General features: G+C 50.9%; 14 protein-coding genes and 1 pseudogene. 6 read left to right on the top strand and 9 right to left on the bottom strand.

Annotated elements, in window-relative coordinates:
- Window positions 1-16 precede the first annotated feature (16 nt).
- The 3 genes from V2154_RS07745 to V2154_RS07755 are packed head-to-tail and all read left to right on the top strand — an operon-like array spanning window position 17 to window position 2,332.
- A complete protein-coding gene (locus V2154_RS07745; RefSeq protein WP_185687983.1) occupies window positions 17-271 on the top strand; it encodes a hypothetical protein in 255 nt (84 codons plus the stop codon).
- A 17-nt stretch (window positions 272-288) separates the two neighbouring features.
- Complete coding sequence (locus V2154_RS07750; RefSeq protein ID WP_353503945.1) at window positions 289-1,941, top strand: Na/Pi cotransporter family protein; 1,653 nt, start codon at window positions 289-291, stop codon at window positions 1,939-1,941.
- Between the two features lie 43 nt (window positions 1,942-1,984).
- Window positions 1,985-2,332: a DUF2493 domain-containing protein gene (locus V2154_RS07755; RefSeq protein WP_353501731.1), complete on the top strand. Its 348-nt coding sequence runs from the start codon at window positions 1,985-1,987 to the stop codon at window positions 2,330-2,332.
- Here V2154_RS07755 and arsC read toward each other — a convergent pair.
- The 3 genes from arsC to V2154_RS07770 form a co-directional block, all read right to left on the bottom strand.
- A complete protein-coding gene (gene arsC / locus V2154_RS07760) occupies window positions 2,307-2,738 on the bottom strand; it encodes an arsenate reductase (glutaredoxin) (protein WP_353501732.1) in 432 nt (143 codons plus the stop codon). The genes V2154_RS07755 and arsC overlap by 26 nt on opposite strands.
- Window positions 2,739-2,749: 11 nt before the next feature.
- Window positions 2,750-4,033 (bottom strand): arsenic transporter, encoded by a 1,284-nt coding sequence (locus tag V2154_RS07765; protein ID WP_353501733.1) that lies wholly within the window; start codon window positions 4,031-4,033, stop codon window positions 2,750-2,752.
- 84 nt (window positions 4,034-4,117) lie between these two features.
- Complete coding sequence (locus V2154_RS07770) at window positions 4,118-4,456, bottom strand: metalloregulator ArsR/SmtB family transcription factor (protein ID WP_353501734.1); 339 nt, start codon at window positions 4,454-4,456, stop codon at window positions 4,118-4,120.
- Window positions 4,457-4,646: 190 nt separating this feature from the next.
- Here V2154_RS07770 and V2154_RS07775 point away from each other — a divergent pair, with 190 nt between their 5' ends.
- Window positions 4,647-5,099 carry an MEKHLA domain-containing protein gene (locus V2154_RS07775; protein WP_353501735.1) on the top strand — a complete coding sequence of 151 codons (453 nt, stop codon included), beginning with the start codon at window positions 4,647-4,649 and terminating at the stop codon, window positions 5,097-5,099.
- Window positions 5,100-5,247: 148 nt separating this feature from the next.
- Here the strand turns inward: V2154_RS07775 and V2154_RS07780 are convergent, their stop codons facing one another.
- From V2154_RS07780 to V2154_RS07805, 6 genes are all read right to left on the bottom strand, one after another.
- The gene (locus V2154_RS07780) at window positions 5,248-5,493 is read right to left on the bottom strand and encodes a hypothetical protein (RefSeq protein ID WP_353501736.1); all 246 of its coding nucleotides are present in this window, start codon (window positions 5,491-5,493) and stop codon (window positions 5,248-5,250) included.
- 214 nt (window positions 5,494-5,707) lie between these two features.
- Complete coding sequence (locus V2154_RS07785) at window positions 5,708-6,415, bottom strand: DUF1120 domain-containing protein (protein WP_353501737.1); 708 nt, start codon at window positions 6,413-6,415, stop codon at window positions 5,708-5,710.
- 72 nt (window positions 6,416-6,487) lie between these two features.
- Window positions 6,488-7,144, bottom strand: a complete 657-nt coding sequence (locus V2154_RS07790) for a DUF1120 domain-containing protein (protein WP_353501738.1) — start codon at window positions 7,142-7,144, stop codon at window positions 6,488-6,490.
- Window positions 7,145-7,462: 318 nt separating this feature from the next.
- Entirely contained in the window at window positions 7,463-8,146 is a 684-nt protein-coding gene (locus tag V2154_RS07795; RefSeq protein WP_353501739.1) for a DUF1120 domain-containing protein, read from the bottom strand.
- Between the two features lie 73 nt (window positions 8,147-8,219).
- Window positions 8,220-8,876, bottom strand: a complete 657-nt coding sequence (locus tag V2154_RS07800; RefSeq protein ID WP_353501738.1) for a DUF1120 domain-containing protein — start codon at window positions 8,874-8,876, stop codon at window positions 8,220-8,222.
- 163 nt (window positions 8,877-9,039) lie between these two features.
- Complete coding sequence (locus V2154_RS07805) at window positions 9,040-9,717, bottom strand: DUF1120 domain-containing protein (RefSeq protein ID WP_353501740.1); 678 nt, start codon at window positions 9,715-9,717, stop codon at window positions 9,040-9,042.
- A gap of 849 nt (window positions 9,718-10,566) precedes the next feature.
- Between V2154_RS07805 and fhuE the strand changes: the two genes are divergently transcribed.
- Window positions 10,567-12,633, top strand: a complete 2,067-nt coding sequence (fhuE, locus tag V2154_RS07810; RefSeq protein WP_437342026.1) for a ferric-rhodotorulic acid/ferric-coprogen receptor FhuE — start codon at window positions 10,567-10,569, stop codon at window positions 12,631-12,633.
- A 317-nt stretch (window positions 12,634-12,950) separates the two neighbouring features.
- Window positions 12,951-13,289, top strand: a pseudogene (locus V2154_RS07815) (cupin domain-containing protein); the annotation flags it as partial.
- Between the last annotated feature and the right edge of the window lie 9 nt (window positions 13,290-13,298).

Below are 13,298 nucleotides of genomic sequence, written 5' to 3' on the forward strand. Positions count from 1 at the left end.
GTTATAGGAAGTCACCATGAAACACGCTTATTTAATTAGACCTAAGCGTGGCGTTATTTTGCTGATTAAAAATAAGATCATCATTTTGGTGGTGTTATTTTTAATGAAAATAACCCGCATCCTGCGCGTTAATTCTCTGAAGTGGTACAGCAAGGAGAAAATAAGTTATACCCAAACTAAAACTGTTTTAGATTTCGCCAGCGCTATTAATCGAATTTCGATCAGGTTACTGCGTTTTACCAAAGCACCATCCCTGAATAAGGGGGAATAATTATGTTCGGAACTACTCTGTCTGGAACCACCCTGTTAATTAACCTGGCTGGCGCCATTGCCCTACTGTTGTGGGGCAGCCATATGATTTCCACCGCGCTACAGCGCGGATTCGGCACCCAACTGCGTCACTGGATGGGCCGCCATTTGAGCAACCGCTGGATGGCGCTGCTGTCCGGCATCGGCATCACCGGCATTCTGCAAAGCAGCACCGCCGTGAGCCTGATGGCAACCTCCTTTACCGCCGCCGGGACGCTCAGCCTTTCCCCCGCGCTGGCGGTGATGCTTGGTGCCAATATTGGCTCCACGCTGGTGGTGCAATTGATGAGCTTTAACACCGCGATTGCTATCCCGCTGCTGATGCTGGGGGGCTTTGTGGTGTTCAAAATGCGCGACCACTCCAGCTTTGAAAGTGCGGGCTGCGCCATGATCGGGCTGGGTTTGATGCTGCTGGCGCTCAGCCTGTTGGGCAGCACGCTTGAGCATATTGAGTCGACTCCGGTGTTTCACGCCGTGATGCAAGGGCTACAGGGCGACACCCTGATTGCCCTGATGGTCGCCATCATTTTGACTCTGATTTGCCACTCCAGCGTGGCGGTGATTTTGCTGATTGCCTCGCTAGCCACTACCGGAGTGATGAATCAAGAAACCGCGCTGGTGCTGGTGTTGGGTGCCAATATCGGCGGCGCCTTGCCACCGGTGTTGAGCGCCGGAACGCCGGTAGCTCGCCGCCTGCCGATTGGCAATCTGCTGGTTCGGGTATTGGGCAGTCTGGTGGCATTACTGCTGTTGCCGCTGCTGGCCGACGGCGCGAGAAGTCTGGCGCTCACCACGCCGCAGCTGGTGGTGTGGTTCCACACGGCATTTAGCGTGGTGCTGGCGCTGGTGTTTATCGGGCTGATTTCCCCACTGGCGCAGGTACTGGAGGCGCTGTTCCCGGAAGAAGAGCGCGTTGGCGACCCCGGTCTGCCGATGTATCTCGACGAAGCCGGGCTGGACGTCGCCTACCTCGGGCTGTCTAACTCGGTGCGGGAATCACTGCGGGTGGCGGACATGCTGACCATTATGCTCGACCGGCTGTTCGTGCTGTTCCAGCATCTTGAGCAGGGCGTCGCCGACGAAATTCGTCAAGTCGATCAGTCGCTTGATCTGCTCAGCGCGGCGGTTCGCGCCTATCTGGCGGATCTCGGGCAGGACGGTTTGAGTGACTCGGATGCCGACCGCGCGCAGGAGATCTTGATGTTTGTGATCAACTTCGAGCACGCTGGCGACATTCTTTCCAGCAATCTGACCCAGCTGGCGACCCGCCGTTCGCGCCGTGGCGAGCAGTTCAGTGAGTTCGAGCTGAACAACATTCGGCTGCTGCACTGGGAAGTGCTCACCAGTTTGCGTCTGGCGGTGACGGCATTCTTGGGGGAAGACCTCTCGGCGGCGCACCAGCTGGTGGCGCGCAAAGAGTCGATTCGCCAGTTGGAGGCATCGGCCAGCCGTGAGCATTTTAAAAAATTGCGGGAGGATAAAAATGCCTGGGCGGAATCTGGAGATATATTCCAGCGCGTATTACGTGATTATCGTCGCGTGCATCATCATATCGCCGCAATTGCTTATCCCGTTATTGAACGTTTAGGCAATGACAATATTCTGATCAGTGAAAACAGACCTGAAATTTAACCAAGATAATAACAACAACCTATTTATACAAAGGTGAAGAAGGATGAGAGTATTAATTTGCGCCGGTCGGTTTTATGCCGATATGCATTCTGTCACGCGGGTGCTGGATTTATATCATCAGTCGATAGCGATTTCGGTGGTTATTCACGGCGGCCACCAATCGCTGGGCGGGGTAATAGAGGGCTGGGCGAGGGAAAACAGTGCTCACGTGGTGCGTTACCCGGCCAACTGGTCACTGTATGGAAAATATGCCGAAATCCGCCGCAACCTCTTTATGCTCGAGGATAGCCAGCCGGAGTTGCTGCTGGCTTTCCCCGGCGGAGAGGACACGGCGGAGTGCATCAAACTGGCGAGGAACGCCGGAATTAAAGTGATTGAGGTGGAGATTTAGGGGCGACCACCTCGCCATCTTCTTTAATAAATGGCTCCGGCAGCGGGTGGGGCAAAATAGCCAGCACCTGCTCCGACGGCCTGCACAACCCTGTGCCCAGAGGCGTGACCACAATAGGGCGATTAATTAAAATCGGCGCGGCCAGCATGAAATCAATCAACTGGTCGTCGCTGAACTTATCTTCGGCCAGCCCTAACTCGGCATAAGGCTCAACATTCTTACGCAGCAGCGCGCGGGGAGTAATGCCCATCGCGGCGATCAGCTGTACCAGTTCATTGCGCGACGGCGGGGTGTCGAGATATAAAATCACCTCGGGTTCTGTGCCGGTGGCGCGGATCATCGCCAGCGTGTTGCGCGAGGTGCCGCAGGCCGGGTTGTGATAAATCTTTACAGTCGATTTCGTCATAACATTTTTCCTTAGAAAGAGAGGCGTAAGGCCAATGCGGAGAGTGTCACCAGTAATACCGGCAGGGTCATAACGATGCCGACGCGGAAGTAGTATCCCCAGCCGATCTTGATGCCTTTTTGACTCAAAACGTGCAGCCAGAGCAGAGTTGCCAGGCTGCCAATCGGGGTGATTTTCGGCCCTAAATCGCTGCCAATCACGTTGGCGTAAATCATGGCCTGTTTGATCACGCCGCTGGCGGTGCTGGCGTCAATGGACAGCGCGCCGACCAGCACCGTCGGCATGTTATTCATTACCGAAGAGATCAAGGCGGTGAGGAAACCGGTGCCCAGCGTGGCGGCCCACAGACCGTGTTCGGCAAAGCGATTGAGCAGGGCAGAAAGCATGTCGGTCAGCCCCGCGTTGCGCAGCCCATAGACCACCAGATACATGCCGAGCGAAAACACCACTATCTGCCACGGCGCGCCGCGCAGCACTTTGCCGGTATCAATAACGCGTTGTTGTTTAGCCACCGCCCACAGTAACAGTGCGCCAACCGCCGCCACGGCGCTGACCGGCACGCCCAGCGGTTCCAGCCCAAAGAAGCCGATTAACAACAGAATGAGCACCAGCCAGCCGGTTTTAAAGGTCAGAGGATCGCGAATAGCCTGATGCGGCTCGCGCAGTTTGCCAAGATCATAATTGGCAGGGATATCGCGGCGAAAGAACAGGTGTAGCATCACCAGCGTGGCGACTATTGAGGCGATATTCACCGGCACCATCACCGCCGCGTACTCGTTAAAGCCGAGTTTGAAGAAGTCGGCGGAGACGATATTCACCAGATTGGAGACAATCAGCGGCAGGCTGGCGGTATCGGCAATAAAGCCCGCCGCCATCACAAAGGCCAGCGTGGCTCCCCGGCTGAAGCCCAGCGCCAGCAGCATGGCAATCACGATGGGGGTTAAGATCAGCGCCGCGCCGTCGTTGGCAAACAGCGCCGCCACCACCGCGCCGAGCAGCAGAATATAGGTGAACAACCAGCGGCCTTTGCCGCCTCCCCAGCGCGCCACGTGTAGCGCCGCCCATTCAAAAAAGCCCGACTCATCAAGCAGCAGGCTGATGATGATCACCGCGATAAACGTCGCGGTGGCGTTCCACACGATATTCCACACCACCGGCACATCGCTGAGATGCACCGCCCCGGACGCCAGCGCCAACACCGCGCCGAGCAGGGCGCTCCAGCCGATACCCAAGCCTTTGGGTTGCCAAATCACCAAGACTAGGGTGAATACAAAAATTGCCACCGCCAAAATCATACTGCCTCCATCATGCTTAATATATGGAAATTCATATGTGTTTAGATGAGATTTTCCTAATCACTCTTAGGGCAAAAAAATCAGTTATTCCGTCGTGACGGCGCAGTTCTGCGCGGCGCGCAGGGCCAGTTGGGCAATGTGCTGCTGTTGGCTCATCAGGGCCTGATCGATAATGGCGGCGGCCCACACCGGGATGTGTGGCGACAGGCGATAATGCACCCATTTCCCACTGCGCCGGTCTTGCAACAGGCCGCTTTCGCGCAGCATCGCCAGATGGCGGGAGATTTTGGGTTGAGAAAGTTCGAGGGCGGTGGTCAGTTCACATACGCAGAGTTCGCCCGCCTGTTTCAGCAATAAAATAATGGTCAAACGGGTGTCATCTGACATATTTTTAAACAGTTGCAGTGCGGTAAGTGATGACATGCTCATGCCTTTAGTTGTAAACCATAACGGCAGCATAGCGCTGAAAACACATTCAGTAAAGCATATGTATTTATGGCTGAGGAGGTTCACCCCCAACGGGAACTTTTTTCCTTTTGCCGTCACAAAGCTTAATTAGACTCTATTTCGAGCTTAACTCACATTTCGACAGGTTGAATTTCAGGGGGTGAACATGGTGTTGTCCGACGATTTAGAAAATCTAAAAAAAATCGATACATGCTACAAACAGCTGACGGGGCAGGGATTGTTCTGTACGGAAGAGGTGGAAGATCGCTACCAGTGGCTGCATAACGAAGCGCCTTACAGCATTCTGGCCCACGGCCGCGGGCCGGACCCGGTGTTCTTCTATGCCAACCAGTGCGCGCTGAACTGCTTCAAATACAGCCCCGAAGAGATGGTGCAACTGCCGTCTCGCCTGAGCGCGGGGCCAACGGACCGCGCCGAGCGTCAGGTGCTGTTGGACACCGTAACTCGCGACGGTATCGCCAAAAATTATACCGGTCCGCGAGTGGATAAATTCGGCGAGACGTTCATCATTTATGACGGAGAAGTGTGGCAGTTAGGCTTCAACACGGACGATGTGTGGGGGCAGGCCGCGCTGTTTTGGCCATTTCCCCGCCAGTAATATCGTCAAAGTGGCCCCATTTTTGCGCCAAGGCTGAGTTTAAGCCGCAATGATTAAAGCTTCGTAATGGTTTAGCGGGGCTTTTTTTTATGGCTCATTAAACACGTCACCATCGGGCTTGATGTTAGGCGCATAACCAATTGTTATTTTATAAATAATCAATAGACAATGTTGCATTGCCGTCGATGTTTTCCACATCGGTAAAGCTGGATGCTGCAGATGACAGGCCCACCCGTGTCATGATGTTCATAGATAAACTTGAGATAGCTTTTGGCGATAAAGAGCCTACATCTGAAACCGTTACATAATTTCTATCCCCATCAATGCCTACAGGCATTATAGCGATGGCGTAATTCACATGAATCCAGTTTGATTTATCTTCGCTTTGCCGCATATTCAGATCGCCCTCTGGTACGCCCTCACCTGCTTACCGGTATTCGAAGTTAATGGTGGCGTTGCAGAGCAGAGGTACCGGCCCGCTTCCGGGCCAGTACCTAATAAAAATATTAAGCAAGCGTAAGTTCTCTTGGCGAAAAGATACCTCGGATGGCGCTTCACCAACCTGATCTACGCTTTTTTATATTGTGTAACTTCTAGGAAAATAAAATTTAAAGATAGTTAACTACCAGAGAGATATTTCCATCAAGATTATTCACGCCTGCATAGGTTACAGGGCCAACAAGAGCAGCGTTAATCCTGAGTGGCAATGTGAGATTTTTAAATGCCTTTGGAGTGATAGTTCCCGGCTCGGCAAGCGTAAATTCCCTGATGGACGCAGCAGTAATACCATTAGAATTTCTTTGCCATGCCCCGCCGTTAGTTCGCGCAATGAAATCGGCGCTTTCGTCTGTAACCATATCAGGATATTCAATCGTTAGAACAATAGAACCCAACTGACGATTATATCCGCCTGGATATTGTGCAAAACCGAAACCATAGGCCTCTTCATAACCACGGTGATTTGTGACATCCTCATTAATACCTGTACCTTCCACAGTGAAATTCGTCGTTGTATTAATTTCAGTGCCAGGACGATTATCAATCGTAGACAGAGAAATTAATGTGTTAGCCGTACAATTAATTGATAGTTGGGTTCTTTTACTGGGTAATTGCATGACTCCCTGAGATAATAGCGTGGAAGATATATTCCCATAATCAATAACACTATTACTCAACGTAGGCGTACAGGCCCCCTGCGTCACGGTGCCTTTAACCTGCACATTAGCACTCGGCCCAGCTACCGCATTTGACGCCGCGGCCATCAGGCAGGCCAGCGCGGTGACTTTAAAGATATTTTTCATCATTTTGTTTTCCATTCAGTGATTTCCTTTTTTGTCGTTTCGCTTTGTCGCATATTCAGGGCGCCCGCTGGGACGCCCTCGTCCTGCTTACAGATATTCGAAGTTAATGGTGGCGTTGCCGTCCAGGTTTGCCGTTTCCGTAATTCCGGTTAGCGCCGAGCTCAGCGCAGGCGTCGCTTTAAGGTCGAAAGTGAACACCGTCGCTTCTTTTGGCGTGGTGGTGCCGGTAGCCGCAAAGGTCAGGTACTGCTGCGCGGTATTGTTGTTAGCGAAGGTGTCCAGCGTCATTTTGCTCCACGCGGTTTTGTCGCTGCTCATCAACAGGTCACCGGCGGTGCCGTCGCCGTTGATGCTGACAATGCTCAGGCCGTAAGAACCAATTTTGATATCGCCTGACTTGCCCAGGCCAAATGCGCTGGAAGCAGTGGTGGCCTCATTGCTGTGCGCTGGCACGGAGTCTGCGCGGTTATCGACAAAGCTCATGGCCACCTTGGTCGCACCGGTACAGGTCACGGTGGCGGTCACCGATTTGCCGGCCAGCGCCAGCGTGCCGGTTGACGGCAGTGAGTCGACTGACGTTGCGCCGAAGTCGATAATGCCGCCGTTGGCCAGCACCGGGGTACAGGCACCCGGGGTGATGGTGCCGGTGATGCGCAGGGTGGCGGTCGGGCCCGCAAAGGCGGAGGTCGCGGACGCCAGCAGGGCGGCGATAGCGGTGGCTTTAAACAGTGATTTCATTTCCATTGTGTATTTCTCCATGTATTTCTTACATTATTGAGTTCATTAATCTTTATTGCTCCATGAACCCACTTCAACTGCCGACTTAATAACTTCTGATGCTATTTAGAATATTTTATAGGCCCAAAAAAAGCCGCAATGCTATTTTATGAGCAGGCGTACAGGTGCATAACCAAGCCTGTGCGTAATAGAAAATAAAAAACGTGAGTTTGTAGGGCAGGTGAACTCTTACCATCCGCCAAAACACAAATCATTGGAATCTCAAAAAGAATACGGCGGATGGCGCTGCGATTATCCGCCCTACGCTTGCTTTCTTTTAAGGAATTATAAATAATTAATATTAAAGGTTAAATTGCCATCGATATTCAGAGCTTCCACAACATTCTTTATTTCTGGAGATAAATAAGGTAATACACCAAATTTAAAAGTTGCATTCTGAATAGGTGTTGGTACCACACTACCGGATTCGGCTATAGAAAGAGTAAAACTGCTAGCCGCAAGAGTTGACCATCCACCAGCCGGTACATTAGACCAATTTGACGGCCCTCCTTGATTATAAATTAGTGGTTTATTTTCGCCGTCAGCAACAAGCGTGCCATCGGTTTTATAAAATGCAAGTGTATACGCTCCAATTTTCACACCATCAGCTGTTTTACCTAATCCATTATTAACAGCCCCCCCTGCTATATTAGGATATGCTCGTCGATCAGCCGTATCCGCACGGTTATCTATGGTTGAAATTTGAACTTTAGTTGCAGAGCTGCAATTTATATTTAAATCGAAGCTCTGTCGTGAAAAACCAAAACCTGAGGAAGTTATCTGATTAACTCCAATTTCCCCTAAATCAATACTCCCACCATTACTTAATGTTGGCGTACAGGCCCCCTGTGTCACCGTGCCTTTAACCTGCAGATTCGCACTCGGGCCAGCTACTGCATTTGACGCCGCCGCCATCAGGCAGGCCAGCGCGGTGACTTTAAAGATATTTTTCATCATTTTGTTTTCCATTTCAGTGATTTCCTTTTTTGTCGTTTCGCTTTGTCGCATATTCAGGGCGCCCGCTGGGACGCCCTCGTCCTGCTTACAGATATTCGAAGTTAATGGTGGCGTTGCCGTCCAGGTTTGCCGTTTCGGTAATTCCGGTTAGCGCCGAGCTCAGGGCAGGCGTCGCTTTCAGGTCGAAAGTGAACACCGTCGCTTCTTTTGGCGTGGTGGTGCCGGTAGCCGCAAAGGTCAGGTACTGCTGCGCGGTATTGTTGTTAGCGAAGGTGTCCAGCGTCATTTTGCTCCACGCGGTTTTATCGCTGCTCATCAACAGGTCACCGGCGGTGCCGTCGCCGTTGATGCTGACAATGCTCAGGCCGTACGAACCAATTTTGATATCGCCTGACTTGCCCAGACCAAATGCGCTGGAAGCGGTGGTGGCCTCATTGCTGTGCGCTGGCACGGAGTCTGCGCGGTTATCGACAAAGCTCATGGCCACTTTGGTCGCACCGGTACAGGTCACGGTGGCGGTCACCGATTTGCCGGCCAGTGCCAGGGTGCCGGTAGAGGGCAGAGAGTCGACTGACGTTGCGCCGAAGTCGATAATGCCGCCGTTGGCCAGCACCGGGGTACAGGCACCCGGGGTGATGGTGCCGGTGATGCGCAGGGTGGCGGTCGGGCCCGCAAAGGCGGAGGTCGCGGACGCCAGCAGGGCGGCGATAGCGGTGGCTTTAAACAGTGATTTCATTTCCATTGTGTGTTTCTCCATGTATTTCTTACATTATTGAGTTCATTTTTTTTAATGACTCGTTCTTAATCACGATATTTATAATTTAAATATCATTTAAAAATTTTCAGCCAAAAACTCGTCGTAACACTACTTTATAAGCAGACGTACAGGCCGATTGTCAGGCCCTTTATAAATAATCAATAGACAATGTTGCATTGCCGTCAATGTTTTCCACATCGTTAATGCTGGATACTGCAGATGATAGGCCCACCCGTGTATAGATATTCATAGATAAACTTGTGATAGCTTTTGGCGTTAAAGAGCCTACATCAGAAACCGTTAGATGATCAGGACTCCCCTCCGTGACAGTCATTATAGCGTAGTCGTAATCAAATTTTTCCCAGTTTGATTTATCTTCGCTTTCAAGGACATCATAGGGGCCGCTGGCTCTTAAACTGTTCAAATCCCATTTTGGGTACCACTTACCAATATTTTTGCCCGATGAGGTTTTTCCTAACCCCAACATCATCCCTGGATAATTTTCTGAATCAAATAATTCATTCGATACGGAATCAGAACGGTTATCTGATAAACTCATGGCGACCTTTGTTGGGCTAGAACATACAATTCGGAATACGTTTGTTTTTACCGGGGCTTCAAACATATTTTGTCCAGCGGGCTTTAATTGATCAACGCTGATATTTCCCACGTCGTAAACACCGTTATTAGTTAATGTTGGCGTACAGGCCCCCTGTGTCACCGTGCCTTTAACCTGCACATTGGCACTCGGCCCAGCTACCGCATTTGCAGCCGCCGCCATCAGGCAGGCCAGCGCGGTGACTTTAAGCAGTGATTTCATTTCCATATTGCAAAACTCCCTTTGTTAAACGTCTAAAAATCAGATTATAAGGACGTAATAGACTATGAGGCGCTGTCCTGCTTCCGTGCAATTAATGAAAGCATGTTCGATGTAGATAATATTTTTATTATTTCAGGTTCCTTTTGTTCTAATAATTATCTTATAAGTCGAGAGGGAAGTGAAGACGGGTTTTACTATAAAACTTATTAGGTAAATTGTAATAAGTTGGGGTTTTATATGGGAATTATAATTTTAAGGGTATTTAATCATTTAAAAACATAAGGTTAAAAATGTTATCTCATTAACATAAGCATAACAAACCAAGGGGAGAGAAAGATCTGAAGGCTATAGTAACATAATGTGTGTGGCATTTATGTTCATATTATCGGTATTATTTGTAGAGCTAAGATGAATCCTGCATTAGTATCATCCTTTGAATTATTGAAGATCGTATTTTTTATATCTAATGATTTCATAATCTCCTACCCGCTGTTTGTCTGCAACGGTATGATATTGATGGCGTCAACCAGGGCGGATGCCATCCCCATCCCCATCCCCAACATTAACGGTTATGGTTCTTGGCATCAGACCCCCTGTAAGATTATGTCTTACATAAGTCTAGGTCTTTTTAAAGCCTGTCGCTAGTGGATATTCAGGTCCTTGTTGGGGTTAGGATTTTTAGTATGTTTAAATGATTTACTGATCAAAACGCAATGCGTATGATTCTCATTCTTTTTATTGTTTGGGGTTTGCGCAGTGAATATAAAAAATACAAAGGTAGGAATAAAGACCTCTGGCGGACGCTTTTCTCTCTCCGTGATGGCGGTTTTTGTGGCTTCATCATACCAAGGGGTGATGGCAGAACAGGTAGCGCCGACGAAGGCGGCGGATGACACTGTGGTGGTTAGCGCCACCGCCCCCGCGCAGGGTGAGGCGGGCATGCAGGATTACAGCGTGCCGGTGACTACCGCAGGCACCAAGATGCTACTGGTGCCGCGCGATATTCCTCAGTCGGTGAGCATTATCAGCAAGCAGCGCATGGCGGATCAGAACCTGCAAACCGTGGGTGACGTGCTCAACAACACCGTCGGCATTACCGCCAGCAACATCGACTCAGACCGTTCGACCTACTACTCTCGCGGCTTCTTCATTAATAACTTCCTGTTTGACGATATCCCAACCACCCTCAGCCCGGTGTGGAACTTCGGTGACGGCGGCTCAGATACGGCAATCTATGACCGAATCGAAGTGGTGCGCGGCGCGACTGGCCTGCTGACCGGCGCGGGCAATCCGTCGGCGGCGGTGAACATGGTGCGTAGGCATGCTGACAGTAAGGAGTTTCAAGGCTCAGTGACCGGCAGCTACGGCAGCTGGGACAAGCAGCGCATCGTTGGCGATTTCTCCGCGCCACTGACTGAATCGGGCAGGGTTCGCGGCCGCGTCATTGCCGGTTATCAGGATAATGACACCTGGCTGGACCGATATCACTACCGGAAAAAATTCCTCTACGCCGTGGTGGATGCCGACCTGACGGACTCCACCCAGCTCTCTCTCGGCTACGACTACCAGCAAAACGACACCACCAACCCAACTTGGGGCGGTATTCCAACCTGGTATAGCGACGGCAGCCGCACCCATTTTGACCGCAGCTTTAACGCCGCGCCGGACTGGGCTTATTCCGATATCGAGTCAAAAAAGGTCTTCGCCAACCTGACGCAAAAGTTTGATAACGGCTGGCAGGCGCGCCTTAATGGCACTCATGCTGAAACCGATTTCGATACCAAAATGATGTACGGCTCAGGCTACCCAGATAAGCAGACGGGCGCGGGCGTGATGGGCTACGGTGGCTGGAACATCGGTACCCGTAAAGTGGATTCGGTGGATGCCTTCGCCAACGGGCCGTTCGAGCTTCTGGGGCGTGAGCACCAGCTGATGGTCGGCACCAGTTACAGCCGCCAGCGCAATCAGTATCGCAATACTCAGGCGACGCTGAGTGAAGCAGATATTGGCAATTACAACAACTGGAATGGTCACACCGCCGATCCGCAGTGGAGTGACTGGGCCGATCTTTCCAATGATACTATTCGCCAGAAGTCGGCCTATACCGCCGCGCGCTTCTCGCTGGCTGACCCGCTGTCGCTAATTGTTGGCGCACGTTACACCGACTGGCGCGCCGACGGCACCACGGCCACCAGCTATAAAACCGACGTCACTCCATACGCGGGCGTGGTGTATGACATTGACGATACTTGGTCGGCCTACGCCAGCTACACCTCGATTTTCCAGCCGCAGACCCAGCGTGACAGCAATAAAAACTACCTCGATCCGATTCAAGGCAAAAACTACGAAGCAGGCGTGAAAGGTGACTGGAACAACAGCCGCCTGACGGCGTCCATCGCGGTGTTCCGCATCGAGCAGGATAATCTGGCGCAGGAAGACGGCACTTATATTCCGGGCACCACCGAATCGGCTTATCACGCGGTTAACGGCACGGTGAGTAAAGGCGTGGAGTTTGAGGTCAACGGCGCAATGACTGACAACCTGCAAATGACCTTCGGCGGCTCGCGCTTTGTTGCCAGCGATAGCAATGGTAATGCGATTAACTCAGACTTGCCGCGCACCACCCTTAAGCTATTTACCCGCTATCAACTGCCGATGCTGCCGGACCTGAGCGTCGGCGGTGGCGTGAACTGGCAAAACACCACCTTCCAGTATGCTGATGGCCCGCAGGGCAATATGCGCGCCGAGCAGGGGAGTTATGCGCTGGTCAACCTGTTTAGCCGTTATCAGGTAACGCGCCAGCTCTCCGTGCAGGCCAACGTCAATAACCTGTTCGACAAAGAGTATTACGACTACCTCTCGTCTTACGCGGTTTACGGCGCGCCGCGCAGTGTCTCCGTTACGCTCGGATATACTTTCTAACCTATTAATATTGAGAATTAATCTCAGTGAGTAAACTAGCGATATATAATTTAATATATATCGCTAGGTTTTAATTCTCATTCTCATGTTTAGTCTGGTAAATATGAAGGCGGGCTTAGGTGATTGCCTGCTTTTTTAATGTGATATAAATCCAAAAAAATAGTTGCCACCCGAAACTGATAGTTATTATTTGATCGCTATTTATCAACGGTTTATCGTTGTAACTTTTTAGTCATAAAACAACAAAATGTAATAAACAAAATACCAATAAATAATTAAATTCTGTTTATGCTTTGTATTCTTTAAGGAGAATATAAATGCTTACACGTCGTGATATGTTGAAAATGTCTGCCGCGGGTGCAGCGACAGTCAGCCTAGCCAGTGCCATGATTAACACGGCCTCTGCCGATGAAAACCGTAATATAGTCCCGCCAACCTCCTTTGTGCCGAAAAAAGATGCCAAAGGGTTATATAAATATAAATTTTCCGACAGTGAAAAACGCTCTCTGCCCGGTGGCTGGGCGCGGGAAGCGACAGTCAAACAATTCCCTATTTCCGAAGGTATTGCCGGGGTTGATATGACCCTCGAAGCGGGCGCGGTGCGTGAATTGCACTGGCACGCCATTGCCGCTGAATGGGCTTATATGATCTCCGGGGCTTTGTTG

It is taken from the genome of Ewingella sp. CoE-038-23 (genome assembly GCF_040419245.1).
GTDB lineage: Bacteria > Pseudomonadota > Gammaproteobacteria > Enterobacterales > Enterobacteriaceae > Ewingella > Ewingella allii.

What these genes read in the sequence shown, in the direction of transcription:
- V2154_RS07745 (WP_185687983.1), top strand. Translation starts at nt 17, where the DNA reads ATGAAACACGCTTATTTAATTAGACCTAAGCGTGGCGTTATTTTGCTG.
- V2154_RS07755 (WP_353501731.1), top strand. Translation starts at nt 1,985, where the DNA reads ATGAGAGTATTAATTTGCGCCGGTCGGTTTTATGCCGATATGCATTCT.
- arsC (WP_353501732.1), bottom strand. Translation starts at nt 2,738, where the DNA reads ATGACGAAATCGACTGTAAAGATTTATCACAACCCGGCCTGCGGCACC.
- V2154_RS07765 (WP_353501733.1), bottom strand. Translation starts at nt 4,033, where the DNA reads ATGATTTTGGCGGTGGCAATTTTTGTATTCACCCTAGTCTTGGTGATT.
- V2154_RS07770 (WP_353501734.1), bottom strand. Translation starts at nt 4,456, where the DNA reads ATGTCATCACTTACCGCACTGCAACTGTTTAAAAATATGTCAGATGAC.
- V2154_RS07775 (WP_353501735.1), top strand. Translation starts at nt 4,647, where the DNA reads ATGGTGTTGTCCGACGATTTAGAAAATCTAAAAAAAATCGATACATGC.
- V2154_RS07780 (WP_353501736.1), bottom strand. Translation starts at nt 5,493, where the DNA reads ATGCGGCAAAGCGAAGATAAATCAAACTGGATTCATGTGAATTACGCC.
- V2154_RS07785 (WP_353501737.1), bottom strand. Translation starts at nt 6,415, where the DNA reads ATGGAAAACAAAATGATGAAAAATATCTTTAAAGTCACCGCGCTGGCC.
- V2154_RS07790 (WP_353501738.1), bottom strand. Translation starts at nt 7,144, where the DNA reads ATGGAAATGAAATCACTGTTTAAAGCCACCGCTATCGCCGCCCTGCTG.
- V2154_RS07795 (WP_353501739.1), bottom strand. Translation starts at nt 8,146, where the DNA reads ATGGAAAACAAAATGATGAAAAATATCTTTAAAGTCACCGCGCTGGCC.
- V2154_RS07800 (WP_353501738.1), bottom strand. Translation starts at nt 8,876, where the DNA reads ATGGAAATGAAATCACTGTTTAAAGCCACCGCTATCGCCGCCCTGCTG.
- V2154_RS07805 (WP_353501740.1), bottom strand. Translation starts at nt 9,717, where the DNA reads ATGGAAATGAAATCACTGCTTAAAGTCACCGCGCTGGCCTGCCTGATG.
- fhuE (WP_437342026.1), top strand. Translation starts at nt 10,567, where the DNA reads ATGGCAGAACAGGTAGCGCCGACGAAGGCGGCGGATGACACTGTGGTG.